This is a genomic window from Anaerostipes sp. 992a (assembly GCF_001940245.1).
Taxonomy (GTDB): Bacteria; Bacillota; Clostridia; order Lachnospirales; family Lachnospiraceae; genus Fimousia.
This window is the reverse complement of the sequence record NZ_MJIG01000005.1, coordinates 52,120-77,199: the sequence shown is the minus strand read 5'-3', so window position 1 is coordinate 77,199 and position 25,080 is coordinate 52,120. Positions and strand designations below refer to the sequence as shown.

The window sequence follows — 25,080 nt, the reverse complement described above, 5'->3', positions numbered from 1 at the left end:
ACATTATTTATTTTATTTAAAGGAGGAGTTCGACTTTGGACTCGAATGAGTATTATAATCAATACGCAAGCATTTATTTTGAGAATACAGTAAACCTTGATGTAACACACTTAATAGAGCCTTTTACTTCTTACCTGGAAGAAGGTGCCTCTGTTCTGGATCTGGGCTGCGGATCAGGACGTGATAGTCTGACCTTTTTGAATATGGGCTATGATGTGACTGCTCTGGACGGTTCTGAAGAGATGTGTTCTCTTGCCAGCATCCATACGGATTTGGACGTGTTACATATGCAATATGAAGATTTGGATTTCGAAGAAGTTTTTGACGGCATTTGGGCCTGCGCCTCTCTTGTCCATTTGGAGAAGGAAGAACTGCCTGAAGTGTTGAAGAAGATCTCCAAGGCACTGAATCCCGGCGGCATTTTCTATATGTCCGTTCACAAAGGAGACTTTGAAGGTCTGATCAATCAGCGCTATTTTGCTGAATATTCCAAAAAAGAATTGAAAAAGATCATGGAGAAATTTCCGGAATTTGAGATTAAAGATTTATGGACCACCGACGATGTTCGTGGAAAAAGCGATCAGCAGCAATGGCTGAATCTTCTGATCCAAAAGAAGAATTAATTATATGAGGCTATTCGTATGAATAGCCTTTTTCATTTTTACATCTATAGAAGTCGGAGCCTTCTCCAACGAAACCATAAAATATAAGGAGTGTTCACATGAAAAAAAATCCACATAAAATCAATTATTTTCTAATCCTTTATTTGATTCTATACCTGATCATCGGCTTGTTTGGTCCTTTTCTTTTTGCAGAAAATATTGCTGAAGGAATGACAAAATTTTTGCCCCTGGTACTTGGAATCCTCTACCTTCTTATTAGCAGGCAGCCTGTCCTGTCTTCCGTTAAGATTACTGGTTTCCACCCTCTCAGTATCCCACTGACCATCCTAATGACCTATTGTCTATGGCCATTGATCTCCATCGTTAATATGATCAGTATGCTCTTTGCAGCCAATCATATCGATGGCGCACTGACCCAGCTTATTGCTTCAGATGGATTCCTCTATGCACTGTTCTCCATGGCAATCCTGCCAGCCTGTCTGGAGGAATTCACCTTCCGAGGTCTTATCTACGGACAATATCGAAACCAGCGCCCGATCAAGGCCATTTTATTTTCTTCTCTGTGTTTTGGATTGATGCATATGAACTTTAATCAGTTTTCCTATGCTTTTGTGCTTGGAATCTTCCTATCCCTCTTGTTGGAAGCCTCTGGAAGCCTGTTTATGCCTATACTGATGCATTTTACCTTTAATGCCACTTCCGTGTGTATGGTATGGGTAGAACAGAAACTGTCTAATGTCCTTCCCCAGCTGGCACAGGAATCCGCAAATTCAACTTTGACCGTTACTGAGACCCTTGGAAGTATTGCCGTAATGCTGCCAATTGCTACCATCGGATGCTTTCTTGCTTCTCTTGCTTTCCGAAAGATTGCCTCTCTAAATGGTAACTGGGAAGAAATCAAATCCTGGAAAGAACGTCAGGCGTATAAAGAACGCCCAAATTACAAGCTGACTGGAATTGCCTTTTATGTCTTTGTGGCCATCTGTCTGATTATGTGTGTACTGATGGAGGTTTTGTCATAGATCCACCGTTGCTTCGGTATGTCCATTTCGCTCTAAAACACCATTCTTCTTAGCCAATAAAGGAAACATATGTCCTGGTCTGCGAAAATCCTCTGGGATAGTAAGTGAGAACGAAATCATTCCGATCAGCAATCAGGCTACGGAGCTTCCAAATCTGATACATGTTTTCTCTTGTTCTACACTAGGACAGACGAAAATCTTATCTCCCGTCCAGGGACAAATGGCTATGTAAGCAAGCTTCCGGCCATTTGTCCTTATGGACGGGCAAAAGCATCGCTTTTGCCAAAGATTTTCTGCCTGAGAAAACATGTAAGCTCCTTCGCAGATTGCTTTACCGGAATGGTTTCGTTCTTTGTAGCATATTAGCTTCTCCCATATTCGTGTGGAGAAACGAAGTGTGGCAAAGAAGAAAACTTCTCCGAAAGCGACATATGCGGAATGTTAGAACAACCTGTTGGCTGGATTCTATCACCAGAACTGCTTCAGGCATCGAAGATGACTGTTTTCCATAGGACAGTTGGTAGGGAAGTTTACTTACCTTTCCAACTGTTATGGAAAAAAGAAAGGCAGTTCGTCTTGTGCCATGCCAAGCCCGACTAGCGGAGCGGATTAGGGTTTGGCTCGGGGGTAAATCCAGACAGCTTTGGTTGTTCTTACGTTCTGGCATCCTAGGCGCAGGAGGAGAAATTTTCTTCTTCACTTAGTCACAAAACCCATATTTATTGTATCCCACAAAAATATATCAGATGTAAAAAAACACCCTTGATTGAATGCTCAGAGTCTTATAAACTCTGATTCCCTCAAGGATGTTCCTCATTCTATTTTTCTGTTGTAGTAGCCGTCGTGGAGCTTTCAGTAGAAGTAAACTCACCAAACGTAAATGTAAGGTCTTCTCTGTACTTCTTATTGACATCTTTCTCATAATCCCAATCTTTTTCCAGATCCTTTGTCCACTTATTATACTGATCCTTCACCGCCTGATTTTGACGTTCCTGTAATACCGTCTCTTTGTTTTCTTTCGTCTTTTTCTCATCCATATCTGTTGTCAGTTTGGCAATCACATATCCTTCGTCATCTTTAATAACAGGAGTAAACTCACCCTTCTTAAGCTTGTCTACTGCTTTTTCAAATGTTTCTCCACCCAAAGACTTGCCTGCAGAAAAGCTTTCTTCCGCTCCATCTGTAATATCATACTGCTGTGCCAGCGCTGTAATATCCGCTCCCTTTTTCAGAGCTCGATAAGCCTTCTTTGCCTTTGTCTCCTGCTTCTTCTGTTCCGCTTTTGAAAGTGTAACTTCTTTTCCATCGGCATCTGTTTTCTTGATCGCAAACACCAGCTTATATACGGTAGATACCTTTGCTTCCTCATCCGTTACCTTCGTATCTACTTTATCGATAATGGCCTGCTGCACCTTATTCGCTATGGCATTTTCTTCATACATAGCAGAAACCAGTTCTTCATCCGCACCTGCTTTTTCCATAGCTTTCTTTCCAATCTCTCCTTCTGCAAATGCTTTGGCCTGCTCTTCTACCGCTTTTTTCTCATCCTCTGTCAGCGATACCTTATAGTCATCTGCATGTGCAGCAAATATCTTCACGATCTTAATCTGGTCAATGGTGTCTTTCTTCACAGATTCCTCCATGGTCACTCCCTCCTGTATCTTGGAGCTCCACATATTCTCACCAAAATAAGATCCATATTGATTCTCAGCAACACACTGCTGCACCTGTGCATACAACACCGCCTCTGGCATACTTACCTTAATGTCGCCGTATTTAAACGCTGTATTTCCAATACTACATCCCGTAAGTGCCGTACACATCATAACACCAGCTAATAAAACTGCTGCCAGTTTCTTTAACTTCTTCATGTTAAACCTCCATTTTCTCTCTTTGGTCTGTACTCTCTTTCCGTTTTTCATATGCTATTACTATACTACAAAACATCTACTCTATCAAACCATTTATCTCGGATACAATCTGGCGAATCAATGGCAGCTGCTCTTTCTTTTTCTTTTTTGACAAATTCAGACAAAAGATAGGATTTTCCTCCACCTTAAATTTCATAATATTGCGATACCGTTCCAACAGCTCTGGAATTCGATCTACATCCACCTTTGCCTTGTGATACATTTTAAAATATACCACATCTCCTTTTTGCTCCACGCCAAGCAGATATGCCCTATGGGCATCGGCTTTTAGTAAGGCTATCGTAAGGAGATTAGTAACCGAGTTTGGCATATCCCCAAACCGGTCGATCAATTCATCTGCCATCTCTTCATAATCTTCTTCTGAGGAAATTTCTGAAATACGCTTATACAGCTCCAGCTTCTGGAATTCATTTTTCACATAGCTGGCAGGAATAAATGCATTCATAGGAAGATCTACTACCGTTTCAAATTCTTCCTCGTCTTTGACCTCTCCCTTTAACCGAAGCACCGCATCATTGAGCATCTTACAGTATAAGTCATAACCCACGGCTTCCATATGACCAGACTGCGCTTCTCCAAGCAGATTTCCTGCACCACGGATTTCCAAATCCCTCATAGCGATCTTAAATCCAGATCCCAAGTCTGTAAATTCCCGAATTGCCTGCAGTCTTTTTTCTGCTGTCTCCTTCAGCATGGTGTCTCTTTTGTACATTAAAAATGCATATGCTGTCCGGTTCGAACGCCCAACGCGTCCTCTCAGCTGATAGAGCTGCGATAATCCCAACCGATTGGCATCATGGATGATCATCGTATTCACGTTGGAAATATCCAGTCCGGTTTCGATAATCGTCGTAGATACCAGCACATCTATTTCTCCATTCATGAACTGGAACATTTTACTCTCCAATGCTCGCTCGCTCATCTGCCCGTGGGCATATTCCACCACAGCTTCCGGCACCAGTTTTCGTATCATAGCCGCAATCTCTTCAATATTATTTACTCGATTGTATACATAATAGACCTGACCACCCCGATTTAATTCCCTTAGGATGGCCTCTCTGATCATTTCTTCATTAAACTCCATAACATAAGTCTGAATTGCCCTCCGGTCTACTGGTGGCTCCTCTAAGACGCTCATATCCCGAATCCCGATCAGACTCATATGAAGAGTCCTTGGAATTGGCGTAGCAGATAGAGAAAGTACATCCACATTCTTACGCAATTTTTTGATCTTTTCCTTATGGGCCACTCCAAATCTCTGTTCTTCATCAATGATCAAAAGTCCCAGATCCTTAAACTCTATATCCTTAGACAATACTCGATGCGTTCCTACTACAATATCAACACTGCCTTTTTTTAAGCCCTCTATCGTCTTTTTTTGCTGTGCAGGTGTCCGGAACCGAGACATCATCTCAATGCGAATCGGATAATCCTTCATACGTTCCACAAAAGAATTGTAATGCTGCTGAGCAAGAATCGTGGTGGGGACCAGATAAACCACCTGTTTGCTATTGGTCACCGCCTTAAATGCCGCACGGATGGCGACCTCTGTCTTTCCGTATCCCACATCTCCACAGATCAGACGGTCCATGATCTTATCACTTTCCATATCCCGTTTCGTATCCTCGATGGCATTTAACTGATCTTCTGTTTCATCATAAGGAAATAGCTCCTCAAATTCCGTCTGCCAGATCGTATCCGGATCACAGGCAAACCCTTTTTCTGACTGCCGGATGGCATAAAGCTCTACCAGATCCTTAGCAATGGCGTTGACCTTGCCCTTAACCTTCTTTTTCGTACTGCTCCACTCATTGCCGCCTAATTTATTCATCTTTGGCTTTTTGGAATTGGCACTGGCGTACTTTTGAATCAAATCTAACTGAGACGCCAGCATAAAGAGATGACTGCCTCCTTTGTACTCAATATCAATATAATCCTTTTCCACTTTATCTACTTCGATTTTTTCAATACCGCGGTATATTCCAACTCCATGATTCTCATGTACCACATAATCCCCAATGGAAATATCCGCAAAACTCTTGATCCGCATTCCATTTGGAAGCTTCTTATTCTTTCGCTTCTTTTGCTTCTTCATCTGGAACACATCGCTCTCCGATATAACCACAAACCGAAGTGCAGGATATTCAAATCCATTCTTCAGTTTTCCTGCAGACACCATGATTTCTCCATCCATCAGATCCTTATCCAGCTGTTCATGATATGCCGCTTCCAGGCCTGCATCACGGATTTCCCCGGCAAATCTTTTTGCTCTCGTGCTGGATGGAGATAAAACCAGAATTCGATATTTCTTTTTCTTATAAGCCTTCAAATCCTTGACCAGCTGTTCAAAGCTATTATTATAGGGCTGGATGGATTTTACATCCAGGCAAAACTGCTTTTTCACCGATGCAAAGGAATATTTCTGAATCAGCATACTCATATAAACCGTTGGTTCCTGATTCAGCCATGATATCACATCTCCAAAGGTATAGATTCTTTGGGTCTGGCTAGGAAGAATATAGCCTCCCTCCAGACGGGATTTCATGCTTTCCTGAAATTCATTGGTAAATGCATATGCCCGCTCTTCTACCCGATTAGGCTCATCCATCACATATAAAGTATCTTCTCCGGAAAAATAACTCAAAAATGAGACCGTTTCTTCATAAAAATAAGGCAGATATGCATCTGCGCCTATCAATGTTCCCAATTCACAAAGTTCTTCCCGTACTCGCTCCAGTTCTCTACAACTTCTGGCATACTGTTCTGTCTTCATGTCCTTTTTCAGAATACCTGCATATTCCTTTTGCTCTTTTTCAATCTTTTGCAGCCCCTTTTGTATTACTTTCTTTGATAGCAGAACTTCTGTTGCTGGATAAATCCATACCTCATCCATATTTTCAATGGAACGCTGACTTTCCACATCAAAGCTTCGGATAGAATCAACCTCATCATCCCATAGCTCGATGCGGTATGGGCAGTCCTCCGTAATTGGATAGATGTCAAAGATTCCTCCACGAATGGCAAATTCTCCCGGATTTTCGACAAAACCAGTTTTCTCATATCCCAATTCCACCAGCTTTCCCGCCATCTCATCGACGTCCATACGTTCTCCGGCCGTAAGATATATCCGCTTGCTCTTTAATTCCTCCAATGGAATCAATCGATCCATCAGTCCATCGACTGTAACTATAACTGTAATCGGCACGCCCTCCATCAACTTCCGAAGTACCGCCAGACGTTCCCGCTCAATCATATTTCCATGAATATCTACATTATAAAAAAGCAAATCCTTAGCTGGAAAATAACAGGTCTCTTTTCGATAAAACCGATACTCTTCCGCCAGCTCACGGGCCTTTTGCTCACTATAGGTAATGATGACCGTATTCTTGTGTTCCTGACTTAATCCATGTATCAGATGACATTTCTGCCCATCGATACAGCCACTTACCGCTACCTGGGGCTGCCTGCTCTTCAATGCCTGTTTTACATTCACATATTCCTGATATTCCTTTAAAGGATTCATGATTGTCTGCATTTTGCTTCCCCCTTTATTGCAACATTATTTTACCTTTTTATTATACTGGTTCATCGCTTTATCGATCTCATCCCAGACCATCAGTTCTACCGCACCAGCAATCTCCGGCATACATTCATCATAAACTGCCAACTCATCCTTCGTAAAATGTCCCAATACATAATCCGCCAGATCATATCCCTTTGGCTTTTCTCCGACCCCGATCTTAATTCTTGGGAATTCCATACTTCCTAAATGGGAAATGATACTCTTAATCCCATTATGCCCACCTGCACTTCCTTTTTTTCGAATCCGAAGCTGTCCAACATCCAGGCTGACATCATCGAAGATTACAATAAAGTCTTCTGGCTCTAATTTATAATAATCCATGACCTGTCTTAAACATTCCCCACTAAGATTCATGTATGTCATAGGCTTCACCAGAAGCACCTTTTGTCCCTCAATAATACCCTTTCCAATCAAGCCTTTGTGCTTCTTCATATCTACAGAAATACCATATTTATCTGATAAATAATCTATCGTCTGAAATCCAATATTATGTCTGGTTCCATGATATTTTGGATCCGGATTTCCCAAACCTACAATTACTTTCATAGCAATCTCCTTTCTGATCCTCTTTCTTTTCCTAAAACCAATTTTCAAGCTATTATAAGATAACACAAAACGTGGGAAAACTGCAACTTGAGTCTCCCACGTTTTTCTTATTATTCTTCCATTTTTCCTTCTATTTTAATAACCTGTTCCTCGACAATTTCAAAATGCTTCTCCATAGCCGCTCTTCCAGCAGCATAATCTTTCTCCAGCAATGCATGATAGATTTCCCAATGGGATTTTCGCAACAATTCTGCACGACGCTTATCCACCAGTATTCTGGCACGCAGATTGTGAATAAACTGATCAGAAAGATCACCAATCATAGAGGTGTACAAAATCAACATGCGATTATGAGAAGCCTCCGTTAAAATATCATGGAATTTTACATCCAATTTCGCACTTTCCTTTACACCCATCGGCTGATCCATCTGCACCAAAACCTCATGCAGCCTTTCTAATTCCTCTTCTGTCGCCACTTCCATTGCTAATTTCAGAGCTGTATATTCATATCCACATCGAATATGAAAGATTTCTGTATAATCGATTTTTAGCAGAGACATCACCATATGAATAGACTTCATCATATACTCTTCCGGATGACACCTTACATAATTGCCACTGCCTTGCAAGCATTCAATCAAACCTGTGATCTCCAGCATATGCATAACCTCCCGGACAGAATTCCTGCTGACTCCCAATTTCTCAGCAATATCTCTTTCCGGAGGGATCCGATCGTTCAGTTTCAATTTCCCTGATAGGATCTGTTCAGAAAAATACTCAAACACATATTGATATGTTTTTTGGTTTAATTTTGAAGCTTCCATAGATTCTCCCTCAAATCTTAATCATCATTCACTGTATACAATATGGATTATTATACGCTATCCCATCTTTTATTTCAAGAAAGATGTAGCAAAAAAACCACAACAAAGGAGCTGTGCTTCAGAAGTAAAATTCTTTCACTTTCTTTCGCAACAGCTCCTAAATAACCGTTATAATATCTTATTGTATTAAGCTTCCGGCTGTTTTACCATAACAGAAACCCCATCTGGAATTACTGCGATATGAGCATCTCTTCCGGTTTCCTTTAATGCCATTGCCAATGCTTCATTCACATCAGCTGCTACCTCAAAGCCCATTTCCTGTGCCATCTTGCGATATTCTTCGCATAATACGTAAATAACTTTATGATGCATCAGAATACGACTCTGAATCTGATATTCCCACTGATCCGGTTTTGTCTGATCCTGAGGAACTTTCATAATTTCTTCCATTAATTCTGCAGGGCTGGAGCAATCTCTAAGAGCTTCATAAAATCCTTCTCCACCATGTCCATCTCCACAGTTAGAGACCATAATTAAGATACCACCATCTTTTGCTGCTGATTCTGCTGCAGTCATTCCCTTTACAGACTGATACATATTCTGATCCAAAGGATATCCACCATTGGTAGAAATTGCAATGTCAGCTGCCTTTTTCGGAACAACCTGGCAATATTTCTGAAGGAATTCACATCCAGCTACATGTGCTTCCGTAGCATCCCCAGCTACAGCATGAACAACCTTCTTATCTGCATCAATAACTACATTCACAATATAAGCCTGATTTGCCATCTTGCTTGCAGCAACCATGTCTTTGTGAATTGGGTTATTTTCCAAAATTCCTGTCCGGCTGTAAGGAGAATCAATGAATTTAGCGCAATGATTTCCTAATACTGTTACCTGGCTGGATACTCCTGGAAGGATACTCTTACGTCCTCCAGAGAAACCAGCGAAAAAGTGAGTTTCAATAAATCCCTCACTAACCAGCAGATCTGCTTTGGCAGCAATCTTATTGATCAGCAGTGGAGCACCTGATGGCAACACTCCGATATTAGCCATCGCATCCATATCACGACTGTCATGGATAACAATTTTTTCAGAATCTACAATCTCTTCTCCAAATTTATGAACCAGCTCTTCTCTCGTTGTTTCGCGATGGAATCCAGTAGCAATCAGAAGGGTAATATCCGCATCCGGATTTCCTTCTCTGATTTCTTTTAACATAAATGGAATAATATGTTTACTAGGGACTGGTCGTGTATGATCGGAACATATGATCACAACGTCCTTTTTCCCTTTTGCAAGCTCTGAAAGCTTTGGTGATCCAATGGGATTTGCCATTGCTTCAAGCACTAATTCATCTTCACTTTTTTCACTTTTTGGCATTGATGCAATTGCGGATTCAAGAATTTCATAATCCAGATCATCATCCAATGTCAATGTCATTCCCGTTGTGGAAAATGGTAGTTTCATATTCATAAAATGTTCGCCTCCCCTATACTTGAGACTATCGTTTTATTTTACTCCCATCCATCCAGAGATAACCATCATCTGTACTTCAGAAGTTCCTTCATAAATTTCAGTAATTTTTGCATCACGCATCATTCTTTCGATTGGATAATCTTTTGTATATCCATATCCACCATATAACTGTAAGCAACGGCGAGTAACATCAGATGCGTTACGAGCTGCTACTAATTTAGCCATAGCTGCTTTATGTGTAAATGGTTCATGATCATCTTTTGCACACGCTGCCTGATATACAAGAAGTTTTGCAGCTTCTGTATTTGCCTTCATCTGAGCTAACTCAAACTGTGTATTCTGGAACTGAGAAATACGACGTCCGAACTGTTTACGTTCCTGAACGTATTTTACTGTCTCTTCAATTGCCCCTTCTGCAATACCTAATGCCTGAGCAGCAACACCAATACGTCCGCCATCCAGAGTCATCATTGCATATTTAAATCCTTTACCTAATTCTCCAACTAAGTTTTCTTTTGGAACGATACAATCTTCAAAAATCAATTCACAAGTAGAAGAAGCACGGATACCCATCTTATCTTCATGTTTACCAATAGAGAATCCTTCGAATCCTTTTTCTACGATAAATGCAGAGATTCCTCTTGTTCCCTGAGATTTGTCTGTCATTGCTAATACGAAGAATACGTCAGCTGCACCAGCATTTGTGATGAAGATCTTAGATCCGTTTAATACCCAGTGGTCACCGGCATCAACTGCAACTGTCTGCTGTCCAGCAGCATCTGTTCCTGCATTAGGCTCTGTTAAAGCGAATGCACCAAGCCATTCACCAGAACATAATTTTGGTAAATATTTCTGTTTCTGTTCTTCTGTACCAAACTGATAAATAGGAGTACAACATAATGATGTATGGGCAGAAACGATAACTCCTGTAGTAGCACAGTATTTACTTAATTCTTCTACAGTCTGAATATAAGCTAATGTATCAAGTCCTGATCCGCCATATTCTTCTGGGAATGGAATTCCTAATAATCCCATTTCAGCCATCATCTCAACATTTTTTGTTGGGAATTCTTCTGTCTGATCGATTTCAGCAGCCAAAGGTTTTACTTCGTTTACTGCAAAATCATGTACCATTTCCAATATCTCTTTATGTTCTTCATCTTGTCTAAAATTCATAATTCAACCTCCTTGATTGAGAGTTCTCTACAAAGCTTATCTTCCTAATCAATTAATTTTTCTGTGCTTTAAATGCAGCTGTTAATGCAGGAACAACTTCATTTAAGTTTCCAACGATACCATAATCTGCTACATCAAAGATAGGAGCATCTGCATCCTTATTGACAGCAACGATCGTATCAGATCCGGAAATACCAGCTACGTGCTGGATTGCACCAGAAATACCGATTGCAAAGTATAATTTAGGAGCAACAGTCTTACCAGACTGTCCAACCTGATGTGCATGAGGCATCCATCCGGCATCTACAACTGCACGGCTGCATCCTACAGTAGCACCTAATACATCTGCTAATTCCTGTAACAATGCAAAGTTTTCTGCAGATCCAACTCCACGTCCACCAGATACGATAATTTCAGCTTCTTCTAAGTTGATAGATTCTGCAACTTCCTGAACACGTTCTACTAAGCGTGTACGGATATCTTCTGGAGCTGTGTGGATATCTTCTTTGATGATTTCTCCTGTGCGAGCTTCATCATAAGCACCTTTTTTAAATACACCTGGACGAACCGTACCCATCTGTGGGCGGTTTTCTGGACACATAATCGTAGCCATTAAGTTTCCACCAAAGGTTGGACGTGTCCATGCAATATTACCTGTTTCTTCATCAATTGCAATTTCTGTACAGTCAGCTGTTAAACCAGTTTTTAAACGACAGGATACTCTAGGTCCCATATCACGGCCATTATTTGTTGCACCAATCATTAATGTTTCTGGTTTGTATTTTTCAACTAATGCTACCATTGCATTTGCAAAAGCATCTGTTGTATAGTATTCATATTCTGGTCCGTCTACGATGATTGCAGAATCTGCGCCATAAGCAATGGCATCTTTTGCTACACCTTCGATGTCTTTACCGATTACTACTGCAACCAGTTCACAACCTTTTTCTTCAGCCAAAGGTTTTGCTACATTTAATAATTCATATCCAACATTTTTTGCTTTTCCGCATTCGGTTTCAATAAAAACCCACATATTCTTATAATCAGTCAGATTACACATATTTCACGTCCTCCTCTTACAGAATTTTAGCATCATAAATGAGCTTAACTACTTGTTCTGCTGCTTCTTCTGCAGGCATACCTGCTAATTTCACACCATTCTTTTCTCTTACAGGTGTATAGGTCTTCTTAACCTTTGTAGGTGAACCTTTTAAACCACAGCAAGCAAGATCGATAGATGGAATATCTTCTTCTGATAATACTGGAATTTCTTTTTTCTTAGCAGCCATTTTGCTCTTGATAGTTGGATATCTAGGTTCATAAGGTAATTTAACAACTGTTACAACTGCTGGTAATTTTGTAGCGATCATGTCATATCCAGCTTCACATTCACGTTTTACCTGAATTTCGCCATCTTCTTCAATAATGTCTAATGCATATGTAATCTGTGGAAGATCAAGATGTTCTGCGATTTCAGGACCAACCTGAGCAGTATCTCCATCCACTGCCTGTTTACCACAAAGGATCAAATCAAATTTCAATCCTTCTTTTTCTTCTACTGCTTTGATTGCTTCAGAAAGAATGTAGCTTGTTGCTAATGTATCAGATCCACCGAATTTTCTTCCGGAAATCAGATAAGCTGCATCTGCTCCTACTGCAAGACAAGATTTTAATGCTTCTTTTGCCTGTGGTGGTCCCATGGAAATAACAACCACTTTTCCTCCGAGTTTTTCCTTTAAACGTACACCAACTTCTTGTGCATAAGTGTCAAAAGGGTTTACAATACTAGGAACCCCAGCACGAACCAAAGTATGTGTAACTGGATCTACCTTGATTTCGTTAGTGTCAGGGACCTGTTTGATACAAACACAAATATTCATTATAGTTCCTCCTATTATTTTTCAGTTTATATATATGTCAGGCGGTCTAAAAATGCCGCCTGACATTATTAGATACACTTAATGATAAGATTTATAAGCGATAGCAAACTTTACCTGGGTTTAAGATCATCTTAGGGTCAAATACACGTTTGATACCTTCCATAAGAGCCATATTGGTATCTCCTACAGAGTCAACTAAGTATTTTACTTTACCAGAACCGATTCCATGTTCACCAGAAACAAGTCCGCCAACATCTGTTGCTTCCTTGTAGATAATGTCAAAGAACTTATCTACACGTTTCTTGAATTCTTCTTCTGTTAAATCATTGGAGCACTGATAGATATGTAAGTTACCGTCACCAGCATGTCCGAAGGATTTGATGATCAGATCACATTCTTCACCAGTCTTATTAACAAAATCCAGATAATCTGCAATCTTATTAACTGGTACAACTACGTCACATTCATCTAACAGTTTTGTTTCTTCCATGATAGCTTCCAGGAAGGAAGAACGAGCTGCCCATGCATCTTTGATCTTCGCTGGAGTATCTGCTACAAGAACATCCATAGCACCTGCTTCTAATACTAATTCAGCTGCCTGTTCGATCAGTGCATCTACTTCATCTTCAGAATTGCCATCTAATGTTACTAACAGATAAGCTCCGATCTGCTGTCCTTCTAATTCCTGAGGAAATACAGATTTTCCAATATATCTTTCAGATGCAAGAACGATTTCGCGTTCCATGAATTCGATAGCCTGTGGATCCATATGTGCCATCTTAAATTTTGGTACAGTAGATAATGCTGTATTCAGGTCTTCAAACGGAATGATTAAGGATGCAACTGCTTTTGGTGCTGGAATAATCTTTAATGTTAATTCTGTAATGATTCCCAATGTTCCTTCAGAGCCGATCATTAAGTTTAATAAAGAATAACCGGATGATGTCTTGGAAACGGTTGCTCCTAAATGAGTGATTTCACCAGTTGGAAGTACAACTGTCATAGCTCTTACATAATCACGGGTTGCACCATATTTTACAGCTCTCATACCACCTGCATTTGTAGCAACATTACCACCAACACATGCGAACTTTTCACCTGGATCTGGTGGATATAACATTCCCTGTGATAAGCAGTCCTCTGCTAAGTCATTCAGTAACACACCAGCTTCAATTTCTACAACAAAGTTTTCCATATCGTAAGATTTAATCTTATTCATCTTGGAAATATCAATCAAAACACCGCCATATAATGGTACTGCTCCACCAGCAAGTCCTGTACCAGCTCCACGTGGTGTAACAGGGATATTATTGTCATAACAGATCTTCATAACTGCAGCTACCTCTTCTGTAGAGCGTGGCTGTACAGCTAACTCTGGCATTTTTGTACCATAGATAGGCATCTCATCTTTTGCGTAATCAGGATTGATTTCTTCTCCTACAAAAACATGATCAGAAACAGCCTTGATTTGTTCAATAATTTCAGCAGTTAATTGATTATACATTTCGTTACCTCCTTAAAATAATATATTTCAGTTATTATTTTTTCTTTTACTATAAGTATCTTTGTCTATAAGCCCATCAAAGAGCCAACATAACAAATGATACCTCCGACTACTACGTACAATAGGCAATACTTAAATACTGCACTTAAAATCTTGCTTTCAGAACCAACCGCATTGATCGCTCCAGCTCCGATTGCAATCCCCTGTGGGCAGATCATCTTTCCAATTCCAGCGCCCATGACGTTCGCTGCTGCCATCCAGGATGGATTCAAACCTAAGGATACCGCCGTCTGACTCTGCAGTCCTCCGAAAAGAACGCAGGTAGAGGTTCCTGATCCTGTTACAAATGCTCCAATCGCTCCAATCAATGGTGCAAACAGTGGATAGAAGGACCCAGTCACTACTACTAACAATTGTGCGATATCAGAAATCATTCCGCTATATCCCATAATTTTGGCCGTTGCCATAACAGAACAAATTGTGAGGATTGTTTTCCAATATTTCTTCAATGTTTCTAACAGTACTGTGACCATCTCGCCAACTTTAGCCCCCTGAACGAATCCGCCAATGATCGCTGCAATAAAGATCATAATTCCCGGTGTATTCACCCAGCTAAATCCTAATGTGTTTCCACCTTCACCTGCATAAACGACAATCTGGCTCTTAATACCTGCAATTGCATCATGAATTGGTGGACATAAGGTTGATGTAATCATCAAAAGGATGAAGATCAAGATGAATGGACTCCATGCCTTTACGCCTTCACCAAGCGCTATACCAGTCTTTTCTTTCTTCTCAGAAACCTGAATAGAATATTCTGAATCTGGATTTTTGTTAAAGATTTTCGCTGCTATAATAATACATACCATTGAGCAAATAGAACCGATGATGTCTGGGAGTTCTGGTCCCATTACCTGTGCTGCTATGAACCAAGGCACGGTAAAGGATAATGCTGCCACCAATGTTGTCGGAATCATTCCCTTTAGGGCTTTGATTCCTTTTCCACAGATACAAACCATTAGGAATGGTGAAAGAAATGTAAGAATGCATTGAATCAATGCAACACTTCCTGCAAGTGGAATCGCATCAAGTCCGGTTACTGATCCAAGTGTTACGGTTGGAACACCTACAGAACCAAATGCTGTCGGTGTTGAATTCACTACGAGGCATCCTACAACCGCACTCATTGGATCCAGTCCAATTCCTGCCAACATGGATGCCGGAATCGCAACAGCTGTCCCAAATCCAGCCATACCTTCCATGAAGTTTCCGAATCCCCAACCAATCAGAAGCGCCAGCACTCTCTTGTCACATGAAACACCAGCAAGCATCTGTTTGATTAAATCCATGGCACCCGTCTTTAACGTAAGATTATAGGTGAAAAGTGCGGCAACGATTACCAGGCAGATCGGCCATAATGCATTTAGAATTCCTTCTAATGCTGCAGTCATAGTCCATATGAAATTTAATTTCCAGTAACCGACTGCTAATACGATCGTAATCACTAAAGCAATAACACATGCTTTATGACCTGCCATTTTTAATCCGCTCAACGCTACAATCAGCCATATAATCGGCAGCATCGCAAGTATGAATTTTAAGAATAGCACAATAAGTTCCCCCTTTTCTAATTTTGGTCCAACCAATTGGGCTTAACTTTTTGATCCAACCAATTAGGACCTAATATTTTTTTGGTCCAACCAATTAGGGCGATTTTTAAAGATGCACCTTCCCACGTCATCTCTTACAAGTTTTTTACTATCATCTTTAAAATTCCCTATCTATTGGGTGAGCCAATTTGTTTATGTTTTAATTGTACCATAATATCTAAAAATTTCAAGCTTTTTATTTGATTTTTATCGATTTTAACAACTTTCTGTCCTGTTTTTATAAAAAGCAACCAAATATACGCTTATTGGCTTTTTAACATTCTTAAAAATTGGGCCACCCAATTGTATACAGTCTACAAAATCCTGGATTTACATTAATTCAAAGAATTTCTTGTGTGACAAAAAAGGTGCCGCAAAATCATCTATTTTGATGATTTTACGACACCTTCTTTTCCTTTTTATATTTGGGCAGGCTCCTCAATAAGAGCTGCTTCATAATGCTGAAGAATCATCGTCTGAATAACCTCTCTGGTCTTAGAGTTGATCGGATGAGCAATATCACGATATTCTCCATCCGCAGCCTTTCGGCTAGGCATTGCAATAAATAATCCTTTCTCTCCCTCAATTACTTTGATATCATGAACAACAAATTCATTATCAATGGTAATTGAAACGACAGCTTTCATCTTACCTTCTTTTGCTACCTTTCTGATTCTCACGTCTGTAATCTGCATGAAGTAACCCTCCTGTCAACCGTCAAGCCTTATAAAATATATCTTACGTTCTTCTCCACTACGACTTTGATTTCGCCTTCTCCACGATAAGTGGTTCCTGGTCTTAACGTATCACGACTTTCTACGATGCAGTTTTCGATTACAGAATTATCTCCAATATAAACATCATTTAAAATAATAGAATTCTTGATCGTACAGTTGTTTCCGATATATACATCTCTAAATAATACAGAATCTTCTACTGTACCATTGATGATACAACCGCTTGCTACGATGCTGTTCTTAACATCGCATCCAGTGTTGTATTTTGCAGGTGGAAGATCTTCTACTCTTGTGTAGATTGTTGGATAATTCTTGAAGAAGTAGTCTCTTACTTCTTTCTTTAAGAAATCCTTATTTGCTTTGTCGTAAGCCTCTAATGTAGAGATACTTCTCCAATATCCGCTAAGACGGAAAGCAAATAAACGCTTATCTTCCATACTTGGTAAAATGATGTCTTTTACTAAATCATATTTGCCTTCTTCCGCACATCTTTCCAATTCAGAAATCAGATGTCTTCTTCTCATAACATAAATACCTGTAGAAACAGTATTTGTCTTTGGATTTTCTGGTTTTTCTTCAAATCCTGTGATTCTGGATTCATCATCTGTTTCAATAATACCAAAACGGCTCAGATCATCCCATCCTGGTTCTAAATCTTTCACGATCAGTGTAATATCCGCACCTTTAGAAATATGGAAATCTAAAACATCGTTATAATTAATTTTTGAAATACCATCCCCTGCTGCAATGATTACATAAGGTTCATGGCTTTTCTTTAAAAAGTCAATATTCTGATAGATGGCATCTGCTGTACCCTGATACCAGAATTCGTTTTCATTTGTTAATGTTGGTGTAAATGTGTATAAACCACCTTGTTTACGTCCAAAATCCCACCATTTAGAAGAACTTAAATGTTCATGTAAAGATTTTGAATTATACTGTGTGATAACGCCAACTTTCTGAATACCTGAATTGCTCATGTTGCTCAGAGCAAAGTCAATTGCACGATAGCTTCCTGCAACTGGCATAGCAGCAACTGCACGTTTTTCAGAAAGTGCTCCTAATTTTTTACTATTTCCGCCTGCTAAAATGATTCCGATTGTCTTCATGCCTGTTCCACCTACCTTACTTTACTAAATATTCTCCACTCGGAAGTACTCTGTCTGGATAATCATCTGGTGTTGTTTTACCAAAGATTGCTACATTCTTACCAACTTTAACCTTGTATGGAATATAAGAATTCTGTCCAACAGCTACTAATCCGTTGTTGTAGATATGTGGAGCTACGGTGTTGTCAGCTTCTTCAAAGACACCTAATTCTACACAGTCTTCAATCTCACAGTTTTCTGCAATGACTGCCTTATTAATTACGGCATTATCGCCAATTCTTGTATGATTCATAATGATAGAGTCTTTGATGACTGCACCTTCACCGATCACTACATCAGAACCGATAACAGAATTTGTAACTTCCCCATAAATTTCCGTCTCTTCACCTACGATAGAACCGGAAACCTTACCATTCTTACCAATAAACTGTGGTGGAATGGATTCGCTCTTTGTATATACGCGCCAATATTCTTCGTATAAGTTAAATTCAGGAATCAGGCTGATCAATTCCATATTAGCTTCCCAATAAGAACTTAAAGTTCCTACATCCTTCCAGTATCCCTGGAATTCATATGCACAAATCTTATTACCGTTTTCGAAGCAATAAGGAATCACATGCATACCGAAGTCGCAGTTTGGAATATGTGCACATTCATTCAAAGCAGCTCTTAACAGCTTGTAATCAAAGATATAAATACCCATGGAAGCTTTTGTGCTCTTTGGATTTGCTGGTTTTTCCTGGAATTCTGTAATTACATTATTCTCATCTGTAACTACAATACCAAAACGGCTTGCTTCTTCTATTGGTACATCGATCGTAGCAATAGAAACAGCAGCTCCACTCTGTTTGTGGTTTTCTAACATCAATTCATAATCCATCTTATAAATATGGTCACCAGATAAGATCAATACATAATCTGGATTATAATAATCCATATATTCTAAGTTCTGGTAAATAGCATTCGCTGTTCCAGAATAGTATTCGCTGCTTCCGCTCTTTTCATATGGAGGAAGTACAGTTACCCCTCCTACGTTACGGTCTAAGTCCCAAGGAATACCAATTCCTACGTGCTGGTTTAATCGAAGTGGTTGATACTGTGTTAACACACCGACTGTGTCCACCCCTGAATTGATACAGTTACTAAGTGGAAAATCAATAATTCTATACTTTCCACCAAATGCAACAGCTGGCTTTGCAATTTTAGAAGTTAAAACACCAAGTCTGCTGCCTTGTCCACCTGCTAATAGCATGGCGATCATCTCTTTTTTTACCATCGTATTCACCCCTTTTGTCGCATGATATTAATTATAACATTGTTTATAGAAATTGTGAATAATAAACATAAAAAAAGTACAAATTCATTCACGAACTTTTATTCATCCCGCTCATACTTTTTACAATATTCGCTAAACTATTTGGTAAATCCTCCATATATAATTCCTATTTCCCCACTTCATTTAGACATATTATCCAACATTTCTTTCACATCCTATTATAAACGATTTGAACCGATTTCGCAATGCGTCTAACTTGAAAGTTCATACTTTTTATTCTATAATGTATGAAAAGGGCAGAGTCAAGCCAAAATCAGCAGAAATAAGCCCAATATGCTTGCATAATTGGGCTTATTCTGTCTGATTTTGATTTGACGAGCGAAGCGTAACGAGAAAGCATCAGCTTTCGAGTCTGCACTTTTCATACTCTCTACCTCTATTTCGGGCAGAGTCATTCTTTGAAAAGGCCAAGCGAAGAAAGCATTGGCTTTCGAGTCTGCACTTTTCATACTCTCTACCTCTATTGGGGACAGAATTTTCCTTCTAAAAGGGAAGGAAGGGATGCATTTTAATTTAATAGGAAAGGAAATGAATAAAACTATGTATACCATTGATTTTAAAAAACCGATCCATGTTCATTTCATTGGAATCGGCGGTATCAGCATGAGCGGTCTTGCCGAAATTCTATTGGAAGAACATTTTACTATATCCGGTTCTGATATGAACGAATCCGACATGACAAAGAAATTATCTTCTCTTGGAGCCAATGTAATGATTGGACAGAAAGCCTCTAATATTACAGACGACATCGATCTTGTCGTTTATACCGCTGCCATCCATGAAGATAACCCAGAATTAAAGGCGGTCAGAGAACACCAGATTCCAGCACTGACCAGAGCACAGCTTCTTGGACAGATGATGGACAACTATAAGTATCCAATTGCAGTTTCTGGCACTCATGGAAAGACAACAACAACCTCTATGCTTTCCCATATCCTTTTAGCCGCTGATATGGATCCAACCATCAGCGTAGGTGGAATCTTAGATGCCATCGGTGGGAATATCCGTGTTGGGAAATCCAACATTCTGGTAACAGAGGCATGTGAATACACGAACAGCTATCACTCCTTTAACCCTGCAATCAGCATTATTTTAAATGTAGAAGAAGATCACCTGGATTTCTTCAGCGGAATTGAAGAGATCCGAGAAAGCTTCCATACATTTGCAAAAAAACTTCCAAAGGAAGGTCTCCTCGTATTAAATGGCGATATGGACTGTGCCGACCAGATCAAACAGGGCGTAGAAGCAAGCATTGTTACCTTTGGCATCCACAATAAGAATGCAACCTATTATGCTACTAATATCGCCTATGACGAACAGGGAAATGGTTCCTATGATTTAATGGAAAATGGAACCATAACGGATCATATTCATTTGCACGTAAATGGAATTCACAATATTATGAACTCCCTTTCCGCTATTGCCGTTGCAAAATATTTAGACATCTCTACAGAAGATATCCAGAAAGGTCTTCTTGCCTTCACTGGTACGAAGCGCCGCTTTGAATACAAAGGAAAGGTAAATGGCTTTACCATTATTGATGATTATGCACACCATCCAACAGAAATCACAGCTACCTTAACAGCTGCACAGAAATATCCACACAACGAATTATGGTGTGTATTCCAGCCACATACTTATAGCAGAACCATCGCCTTTTTAGATGATTTTGCAGAAGCATTAAGCTTAAGCGACCATGTAATTTTAACCGATATTTATGCAGCCCGTGAAAAGGATCTTGGACAGGTTCATTCTAAAGATATTGTTGAACGAATGAAGCAATATGATGTTGATGTTCATTATATTTCCGCTTTTTCTGATATCGAAAAATTTTTATTAGAAACATGTAAAAACGGTGATCTGTTGATAACTATGGGTGCCGGAAATGTTGTAGATATCGGAGAAAACCTGCTTAAGTAAATATTTATCCACATTATCCACAGGGTTATGCACAATTTATCCGTTCATAACTTTGTGGATTTTTTATTTATTTATCCACACTCATTGTGAAATATAAAATTGCTCCTATTTACGATATATTCGTGTATTTCACAAAGTTGTCCACATTATCCACACTTTTCACATAATATCTGGTGGATTTTTACACAACCTTCCCTTTGGTTTTCTTTTTTTTCATCCTATGTTATAGTAGGAAAACAGGGAAACGTAACACATTATAAAGGAGAGATAACCCATGAAACCCATTGAATTATCCAGTAAAGTAGAACCGGATACCACGATCATATCCAATCATTTTATTGATACTTATATGACAAAGGCAAACGGTGAATATATCAAAGTATTTCTTATGATCCTACGACTTCTTCAGTCAGGAAAAAACCCTCTTCCTGAAGTCATTGCCGATCGTCTGGATATGACAGAACGGGATGTTATGCGTGCGCTTTCCTATTGGGAACGAGAAGGGATCCTGATATCCAGTGCAGAACAGGAGACCGCTGCTTCCAAAGAGGAGGCACCTGTATCCACTTCCAAGCCGCTTCCTGCCAAATCTACACTGACACCGGCAGATATGAGAAAGAAACAGAATGACAAAGGATTTTCCCATTTAAAATACATCACCGAAATGTATTTAGGGCATCCTATGACTAATCCAGAAATCAATTCCCTTTCTTATATTTATGACGATCTGAAGCTTCCTGTGGACTTGATCGAATACCTGATCGAATATTGTGTCAGCAATCACAAGAATAGCTTACGTTATATGGAAAAGGTGGCAATCGACTGGCATCAGAAGAACATCCTCACACTGCAGCAAGCCAAGAGCCAGGCTCATTCTTATGGAAAGGATTATTATACGATCATGAAGACCATGGGACTGAATCACTCTCCTGCACCAGCGCAGATTGAATTCATGGAAAAATGGCTGCATAAGGATGATTTCTCTCTTAATATGGTTTTAGAAGCCTGCAGACGTACCATCACAGCGATTGGTAAGCCAAGCTTCCCATATGCCAATAAGATACTGGAAACCTGGAAGAAGGCCGGCATCAAATCCCAGACCGAGCTGGCTTCCTACGAGAAGAATACCACTCCAGTCAAAGGGGCTCTTCCTGAACAGAAAAAGCAGCCAAAATTACATAATTTTCAGGAGCGCTCTTATGATTTTGACGCTTTAGAACAGCGCTATATTCAGAAAATCAATCAATAGTAGAAAGGAGGATGGAAGCAATGCCCTTATCCACATGGCAGTTCGAACAGATCATGCGTTCCTATGACCAGACCCGCCAGCGGAATCACGCTCTGCATTTAAAGCGCCAGGATGAGATCTATCAGACCATTCCGGAGATTAAGAACATTGACGATACTATTGCGGAACATTCCATACAGGCCGGAAAGGCTCTGCTTTTCCATAAGGATGACCAGGTTCTTAAGGATCTTAAAATAGAGAATCTGGAGCTGTCCATGAAAAAGGTCGAACTCTTGGTCTCCAACGGATATGAGCCTGATTACTTAAATCCTATTTACGACTGCTCCCTATGCAAGGACACCGGATACGTCAATGGCGAAAAATGCCGCTGCTTAAAGCAGTCCATTGTCCGTCAGGCTTACCAGCAATCGAATATCGAAAAAAAGCTGCAAGAAGAGAATTTCCAGACCTTTTCTTATGAATATTACGATAATAAGCCTATGTATCCTAACCTGCCAACTCCACGGCAGAACATTGTATCCATTGTGGAAAAATGCATGGATTTTATCCAGACTTTTTCGTCAAATCCAGGGCAGAACATCCTGTTTCAGGGCAGTGTAGGCGTTGGCAAGACCTTTCTTACCAACTGTATTGCCAAGGAGCTGATCGACGAAGCCTATACGGTTATTTATCTAACATCCTTCCAGCTGGTAGAGATTTTAGAAAATCATCGTTTTCACCGCAAGGAAGAAACACAGAATCTGTATACAATGGACTATATTTTAAACTGTGACTTACTAATTATTGATGACCTGGGAACAGAGCTGACCAACGCATTTGTTGCCTCTCAGCTATTCCTATGCATCAACGAACGACTACTGAGAAAGAAATCAACGATTATATCAACCAATTTATCACTTTCTAAATTAACCGAAGCTTATTCGGAACGAGTGGTATCCAGAATTACAGAAAATTACTTGATATGTAAAATTTATGGCGATGATATTCGAATTAAGAAATCATTTGCCAATTAAACTTGACGAATACAAGCAGAAAATGTTATAAAAGGTATGAATATATTACAGATTACAAAAAAGGAGATTTACCAATGAATTTGAATGATAGCAAGTATACATCCATTCCTGTCGGCAAATTAGGAATTATTGCTTTAGAAAGCAGTAAAGAACTTGGAGCACTTGTGGATAAGCATATTGTAAACTGGAGAACAAAAAGAAATCAAGAAAGACACGATAGCATTGAATTCGACGGCTATTTAAAAGACAGCTATTTATTAGATGCCGCATGCCCAAGATTTGGCTCCGGTGAAGCAAAAGGACTTTTAAAAGAATCTGTGCGTGGTTCTGATATCTACCTTTTAGTGGATGTACTAAACTACAGCATTCAATATAAATTATGCGGACATATGAATCGCATGTCCCCAGATGATCATTACAGCGATTTAAAAAGACTGATTTCTGCGACCTGCGGAAAAGCCCGCAATGTCAACGTCATCATGCCTTTCTTATATGAAAGCCGTCAGCACAGAAGAACAACCCGTGAATCTTTAGATTGCGCTGTTATGCTTCAGGAACTGGTATCCATGGGTGTAAATAATATTATTACCTTCGATGCCCACGATCCACGTGTTCAAAACGCTGTTCCATCTCATGGATTTGAAACCGTTCAGCCTACGTATCAGTTCGTAAAAGCATTATTAAACTGCTGTGACGATCTGCAGATTGACAACAAGCATATGATGATCATCAGCCCGGATGAAGGTGCAATGCAGAGATCTATCTACTTTGCCAATGTACTGGGAATTGATGTAGGTATGTTCTACAAACGTCGTGATTATTCTACCATCGTTGATGGACGTAATCCGATCGTTGCTCATGAATTCCTTGGTGATTCCGTAGAAGGCAAGGATGTTATCATCATCGACGACATGATTTCTTCCGGTGAAAGTATGATCGATGTAGCAAGAGAATTAAAACGCAGAAAAGCAAAACGCGTCTTCTGCATCTCTACCTTTGGTCTTTTCACAAACGGATTAGACAGCTTTGATAAGTGCTATGAAGATGGAACCATCTACAAAGTCATTACAACCAATCTTACTTACCAGATTCCTGAATTATTTGACAGAGAATGGTATGTAAGCGCTGATGTAAGTAAATACATTGCATTATTGATCGACAACATGAACCATGATGCATCCATCAGCGATATTTTAGATCCAACAGAAAGAATCAAACTCCGTATCGAAGAATACAAGAACGGAAAACGTTCTTTCTAGCATATTGTATTTTCAAGGACGAAAAGCGGTTTATGCCCGTTGCATTTGCGACAGGCATGCCGCTTTTATGCAAGAATATGGATATATTCTTAATATGATACCAAGGTCATGCTGTTCATGCTTGCATGAAAAAGCATGACTTTGGGACCCACAAAACATGAGAAAGTAGCCATTTTTCGTAGAAAAATGAGTGGATTTCGAATGTTTTTAGGATTTCGTGAGCGTGAAACGCGGAGAAAT

General features: G+C 39.7%; 20 protein-coding genes and 1 pseudogene. 7 read left to right on the top strand and 14 right to left on the bottom strand.

Features of this window, described 5'->3' with window-relative positions; all coding sequences use genetic code 11:
- The first annotated feature begins 35 nt into the window (after positions 1 to 35).
- Together BHF69_RS12075 and BHF69_RS14490 are read left to right on the top strand one after the other, a co-directional pair.
- Complete coding sequence (locus BHF69_RS12075; RefSeq protein WP_075671998.1) at positions 36 to 623, top strand: class I SAM-dependent methyltransferase; 588 nt, start codon at positions 36 to 38, stop codon at positions 621 to 623.
- Positions 624 to 721: 98 nt separating this feature from the next.
- Positions 722 to 1,645 (top strand): CPBP family intramembrane glutamic endopeptidase, encoded by a 924-nt coding sequence (locus BHF69_RS14490; RefSeq protein WP_075671996.1) that lies wholly within the window; start codon positions 722 to 724, stop codon positions 1,643 to 1,645.
- Here the strand turns inward: BHF69_RS14490 and BHF69_RS12065 are convergent.
- Positions 1,643 to 1,741: pseudogene (locus tag BHF69_RS12065) on the bottom strand (3,4-dihydroxy-2-butanone-4-phosphate synthase); the annotation flags it as partial. The gene BHF69_RS14490 and the pseudogene BHF69_RS12065 overlap by 3 nt on opposite strands.
- 342 nt (positions 1,742 to 2,083) lie before the next feature.
- On the opposite strand from BHF69_RS12065, the gene BHF69_RS14210 reads away from it, so the two are divergent.
- A complete protein-coding gene (locus BHF69_RS14210) occupies positions 2,084 to 2,245 on the top strand; it encodes a hypothetical protein (protein WP_158022583.1) in 162 nt (53 codons plus the stop codon).
- Between the two features lie 218 nt (positions 2,246 to 2,463).
- Here the strand turns inward: BHF69_RS14210 and BHF69_RS12060 are convergent, their stop codons facing one another.
- The 13 genes from BHF69_RS12060 to BHF69_RS12000 all read right to left on the bottom strand — a co-directional run bounded on the left by BHF69_RS12060 (position 2,464) and on the right by BHF69_RS12000 (position 19,339).
- Positions 2,464 to 3,516, bottom strand: a complete 1,053-nt coding sequence (locus BHF69_RS12060; protein WP_075671994.1) for a peptidyl-prolyl cis-trans isomerase — start codon at positions 3,514 to 3,516, stop codon at positions 2,464 to 2,466.
- Positions 3,517 to 3,592: 76 nt separating this feature from the next.
- On the bottom strand, positions 3,593 to 7,111 hold the full coding sequence (mfd, locus tag BHF69_RS12055; protein ID WP_075671992.1) for a transcription-repair coupling factor: 3,519 nt from the start codon (positions 7,109 to 7,111) through the stop codon (positions 3,593 to 3,595).
- Positions 7,112 to 7,135: 24 nt separating this feature from the next.
- Entirely contained in the window at positions 7,136 to 7,705 is a 570-nt protein-coding gene (pth, locus tag BHF69_RS12050) for an aminoacyl-tRNA hydrolase (RefSeq protein ID WP_075671990.1), read from the bottom strand.
- Between the two features lie 110 nt (positions 7,706 to 7,815).
- Entirely contained in the window at positions 7,816 to 8,529 is a 714-nt protein-coding gene (locus BHF69_RS12045) for a FadR/GntR family transcriptional regulator (protein WP_075671988.1), read from the bottom strand.
- 186 nt (positions 8,530 to 8,715) lie between these two features.
- The gene (gene larA, locus BHF69_RS12040) at positions 8,716 to 10,005 is read right to left on the bottom strand and encodes a nickel-dependent lactate racemase (RefSeq protein WP_075671986.1); all 1,290 of its coding nucleotides are present in this window, start codon (positions 10,003 to 10,005) and stop codon (positions 8,716 to 8,718) included.
- Positions 10,006 to 10,041: 36 nt separating this feature from the next.
- On the bottom strand, positions 10,042 to 11,184 hold the full coding sequence (locus BHF69_RS12035) for an acyl-CoA dehydrogenase (protein ID WP_075671984.1): 1,143 nt from the start codon (positions 11,182 to 11,184) through the stop codon (positions 10,042 to 10,044).
- 52 nt (positions 11,185 to 11,236) lie between these two features.
- A complete protein-coding gene (locus BHF69_RS12030; RefSeq protein WP_075671982.1) occupies positions 11,237 to 12,244 on the bottom strand; it encodes an electron transfer flavoprotein subunit alpha/FixB family protein in 1,008 nt (335 codons plus the stop codon).
- 16 nt (positions 12,245 to 12,260) lie between these two features.
- On the bottom strand, positions 12,261 to 13,064 hold the full coding sequence (locus BHF69_RS12025; RefSeq protein ID WP_075671980.1) for an electron transfer flavoprotein subunit beta/FixA family protein: 804 nt from the start codon (positions 13,062 to 13,064) through the stop codon (positions 12,261 to 12,263).
- Positions 13,065 to 13,155: 91 nt separating this feature from the next.
- A complete protein-coding gene (locus BHF69_RS12020) occupies positions 13,156 to 14,568 on the bottom strand; it encodes an FAD-binding oxidoreductase (RefSeq protein ID WP_075671978.1) in 1,413 nt (470 codons plus the stop codon).
- Positions 14,569 to 14,633: 65 nt separating this feature from the next.
- Positions 14,634 to 16,178 carry an L-lactate permease gene (locus BHF69_RS12015; protein ID WP_075671976.1) on the bottom strand — a complete coding sequence of 515 codons (1,545 nt, stop codon included), beginning with the start codon at positions 16,176 to 16,178 and terminating at the stop codon, positions 14,634 to 14,636.
- Positions 16,179 to 16,636: 458 nt separating this feature from the next.
- A complete protein-coding gene (gene spoVG / locus BHF69_RS12010; protein WP_075671974.1) occupies positions 16,637 to 16,912 on the bottom strand; it encodes a septation regulator SpoVG in 276 nt (91 codons plus the stop codon).
- A 29-nt stretch (positions 16,913 to 16,941) separates the two neighbouring features.
- Entirely contained in the window at positions 16,942 to 18,063 is a 1,122-nt protein-coding gene (gene glgD, locus BHF69_RS12005; RefSeq protein ID WP_075671972.1) for a glucose-1-phosphate adenylyltransferase subunit GlgD, read from the bottom strand.
- Between the two features lie 16 nt (positions 18,064 to 18,079).
- On the bottom strand, positions 18,080 to 19,339 hold the full coding sequence (locus BHF69_RS12000; protein WP_075671970.1) for a glucose-1-phosphate adenylyltransferase: 1,260 nt from the start codon (positions 19,337 to 19,339) through the stop codon (positions 18,080 to 18,082).
- Positions 19,340 to 19,939: 600 nt separating this feature from the next.
- Here BHF69_RS12000 and murC point away from each other — a divergent pair.
- The 4 genes from murC (at position 19,940) to BHF69_RS11975 (ending at position 24,840) form a co-directional block, all read left to right on the top strand.
- Complete coding sequence (murC, locus tag BHF69_RS11990) at positions 19,940 to 21,319, top strand: UDP-N-acetylmuramate--L-alanine ligase (RefSeq protein WP_075672308.1); 1,380 nt, start codon at positions 19,940 to 19,942, stop codon at positions 21,317 to 21,319.
- 274 nt (positions 21,320 to 21,593) lie between these two features.
- Positions 21,594 to 22,568, top strand: a complete 975-nt coding sequence (locus BHF69_RS11985) for a DnaD domain protein (protein ID WP_075671966.1) — start codon at positions 21,594 to 21,596, stop codon at positions 22,566 to 22,568.
- 11 nt (positions 22,569 to 22,579) lie between these two features.
- Positions 22,580 to 23,581, top strand: a complete 1,002-nt coding sequence (locus BHF69_RS11980) for an ATP-binding protein (RefSeq protein ID WP_242946158.1) — start codon at positions 22,580 to 22,582, stop codon at positions 23,579 to 23,581.
- Positions 23,582 to 23,655: 74 nt separating this feature from the next.
- On the top strand, positions 23,656 to 24,840 hold the full coding sequence (locus BHF69_RS11975; protein WP_075671962.1) for a ribose-phosphate pyrophosphokinase: 1,185 nt from the start codon (positions 23,656 to 23,658) through the stop codon (positions 24,838 to 24,840).
- The last annotated feature ends 240 nt before the right edge of the window (positions 24,841 to 25,080 follow it).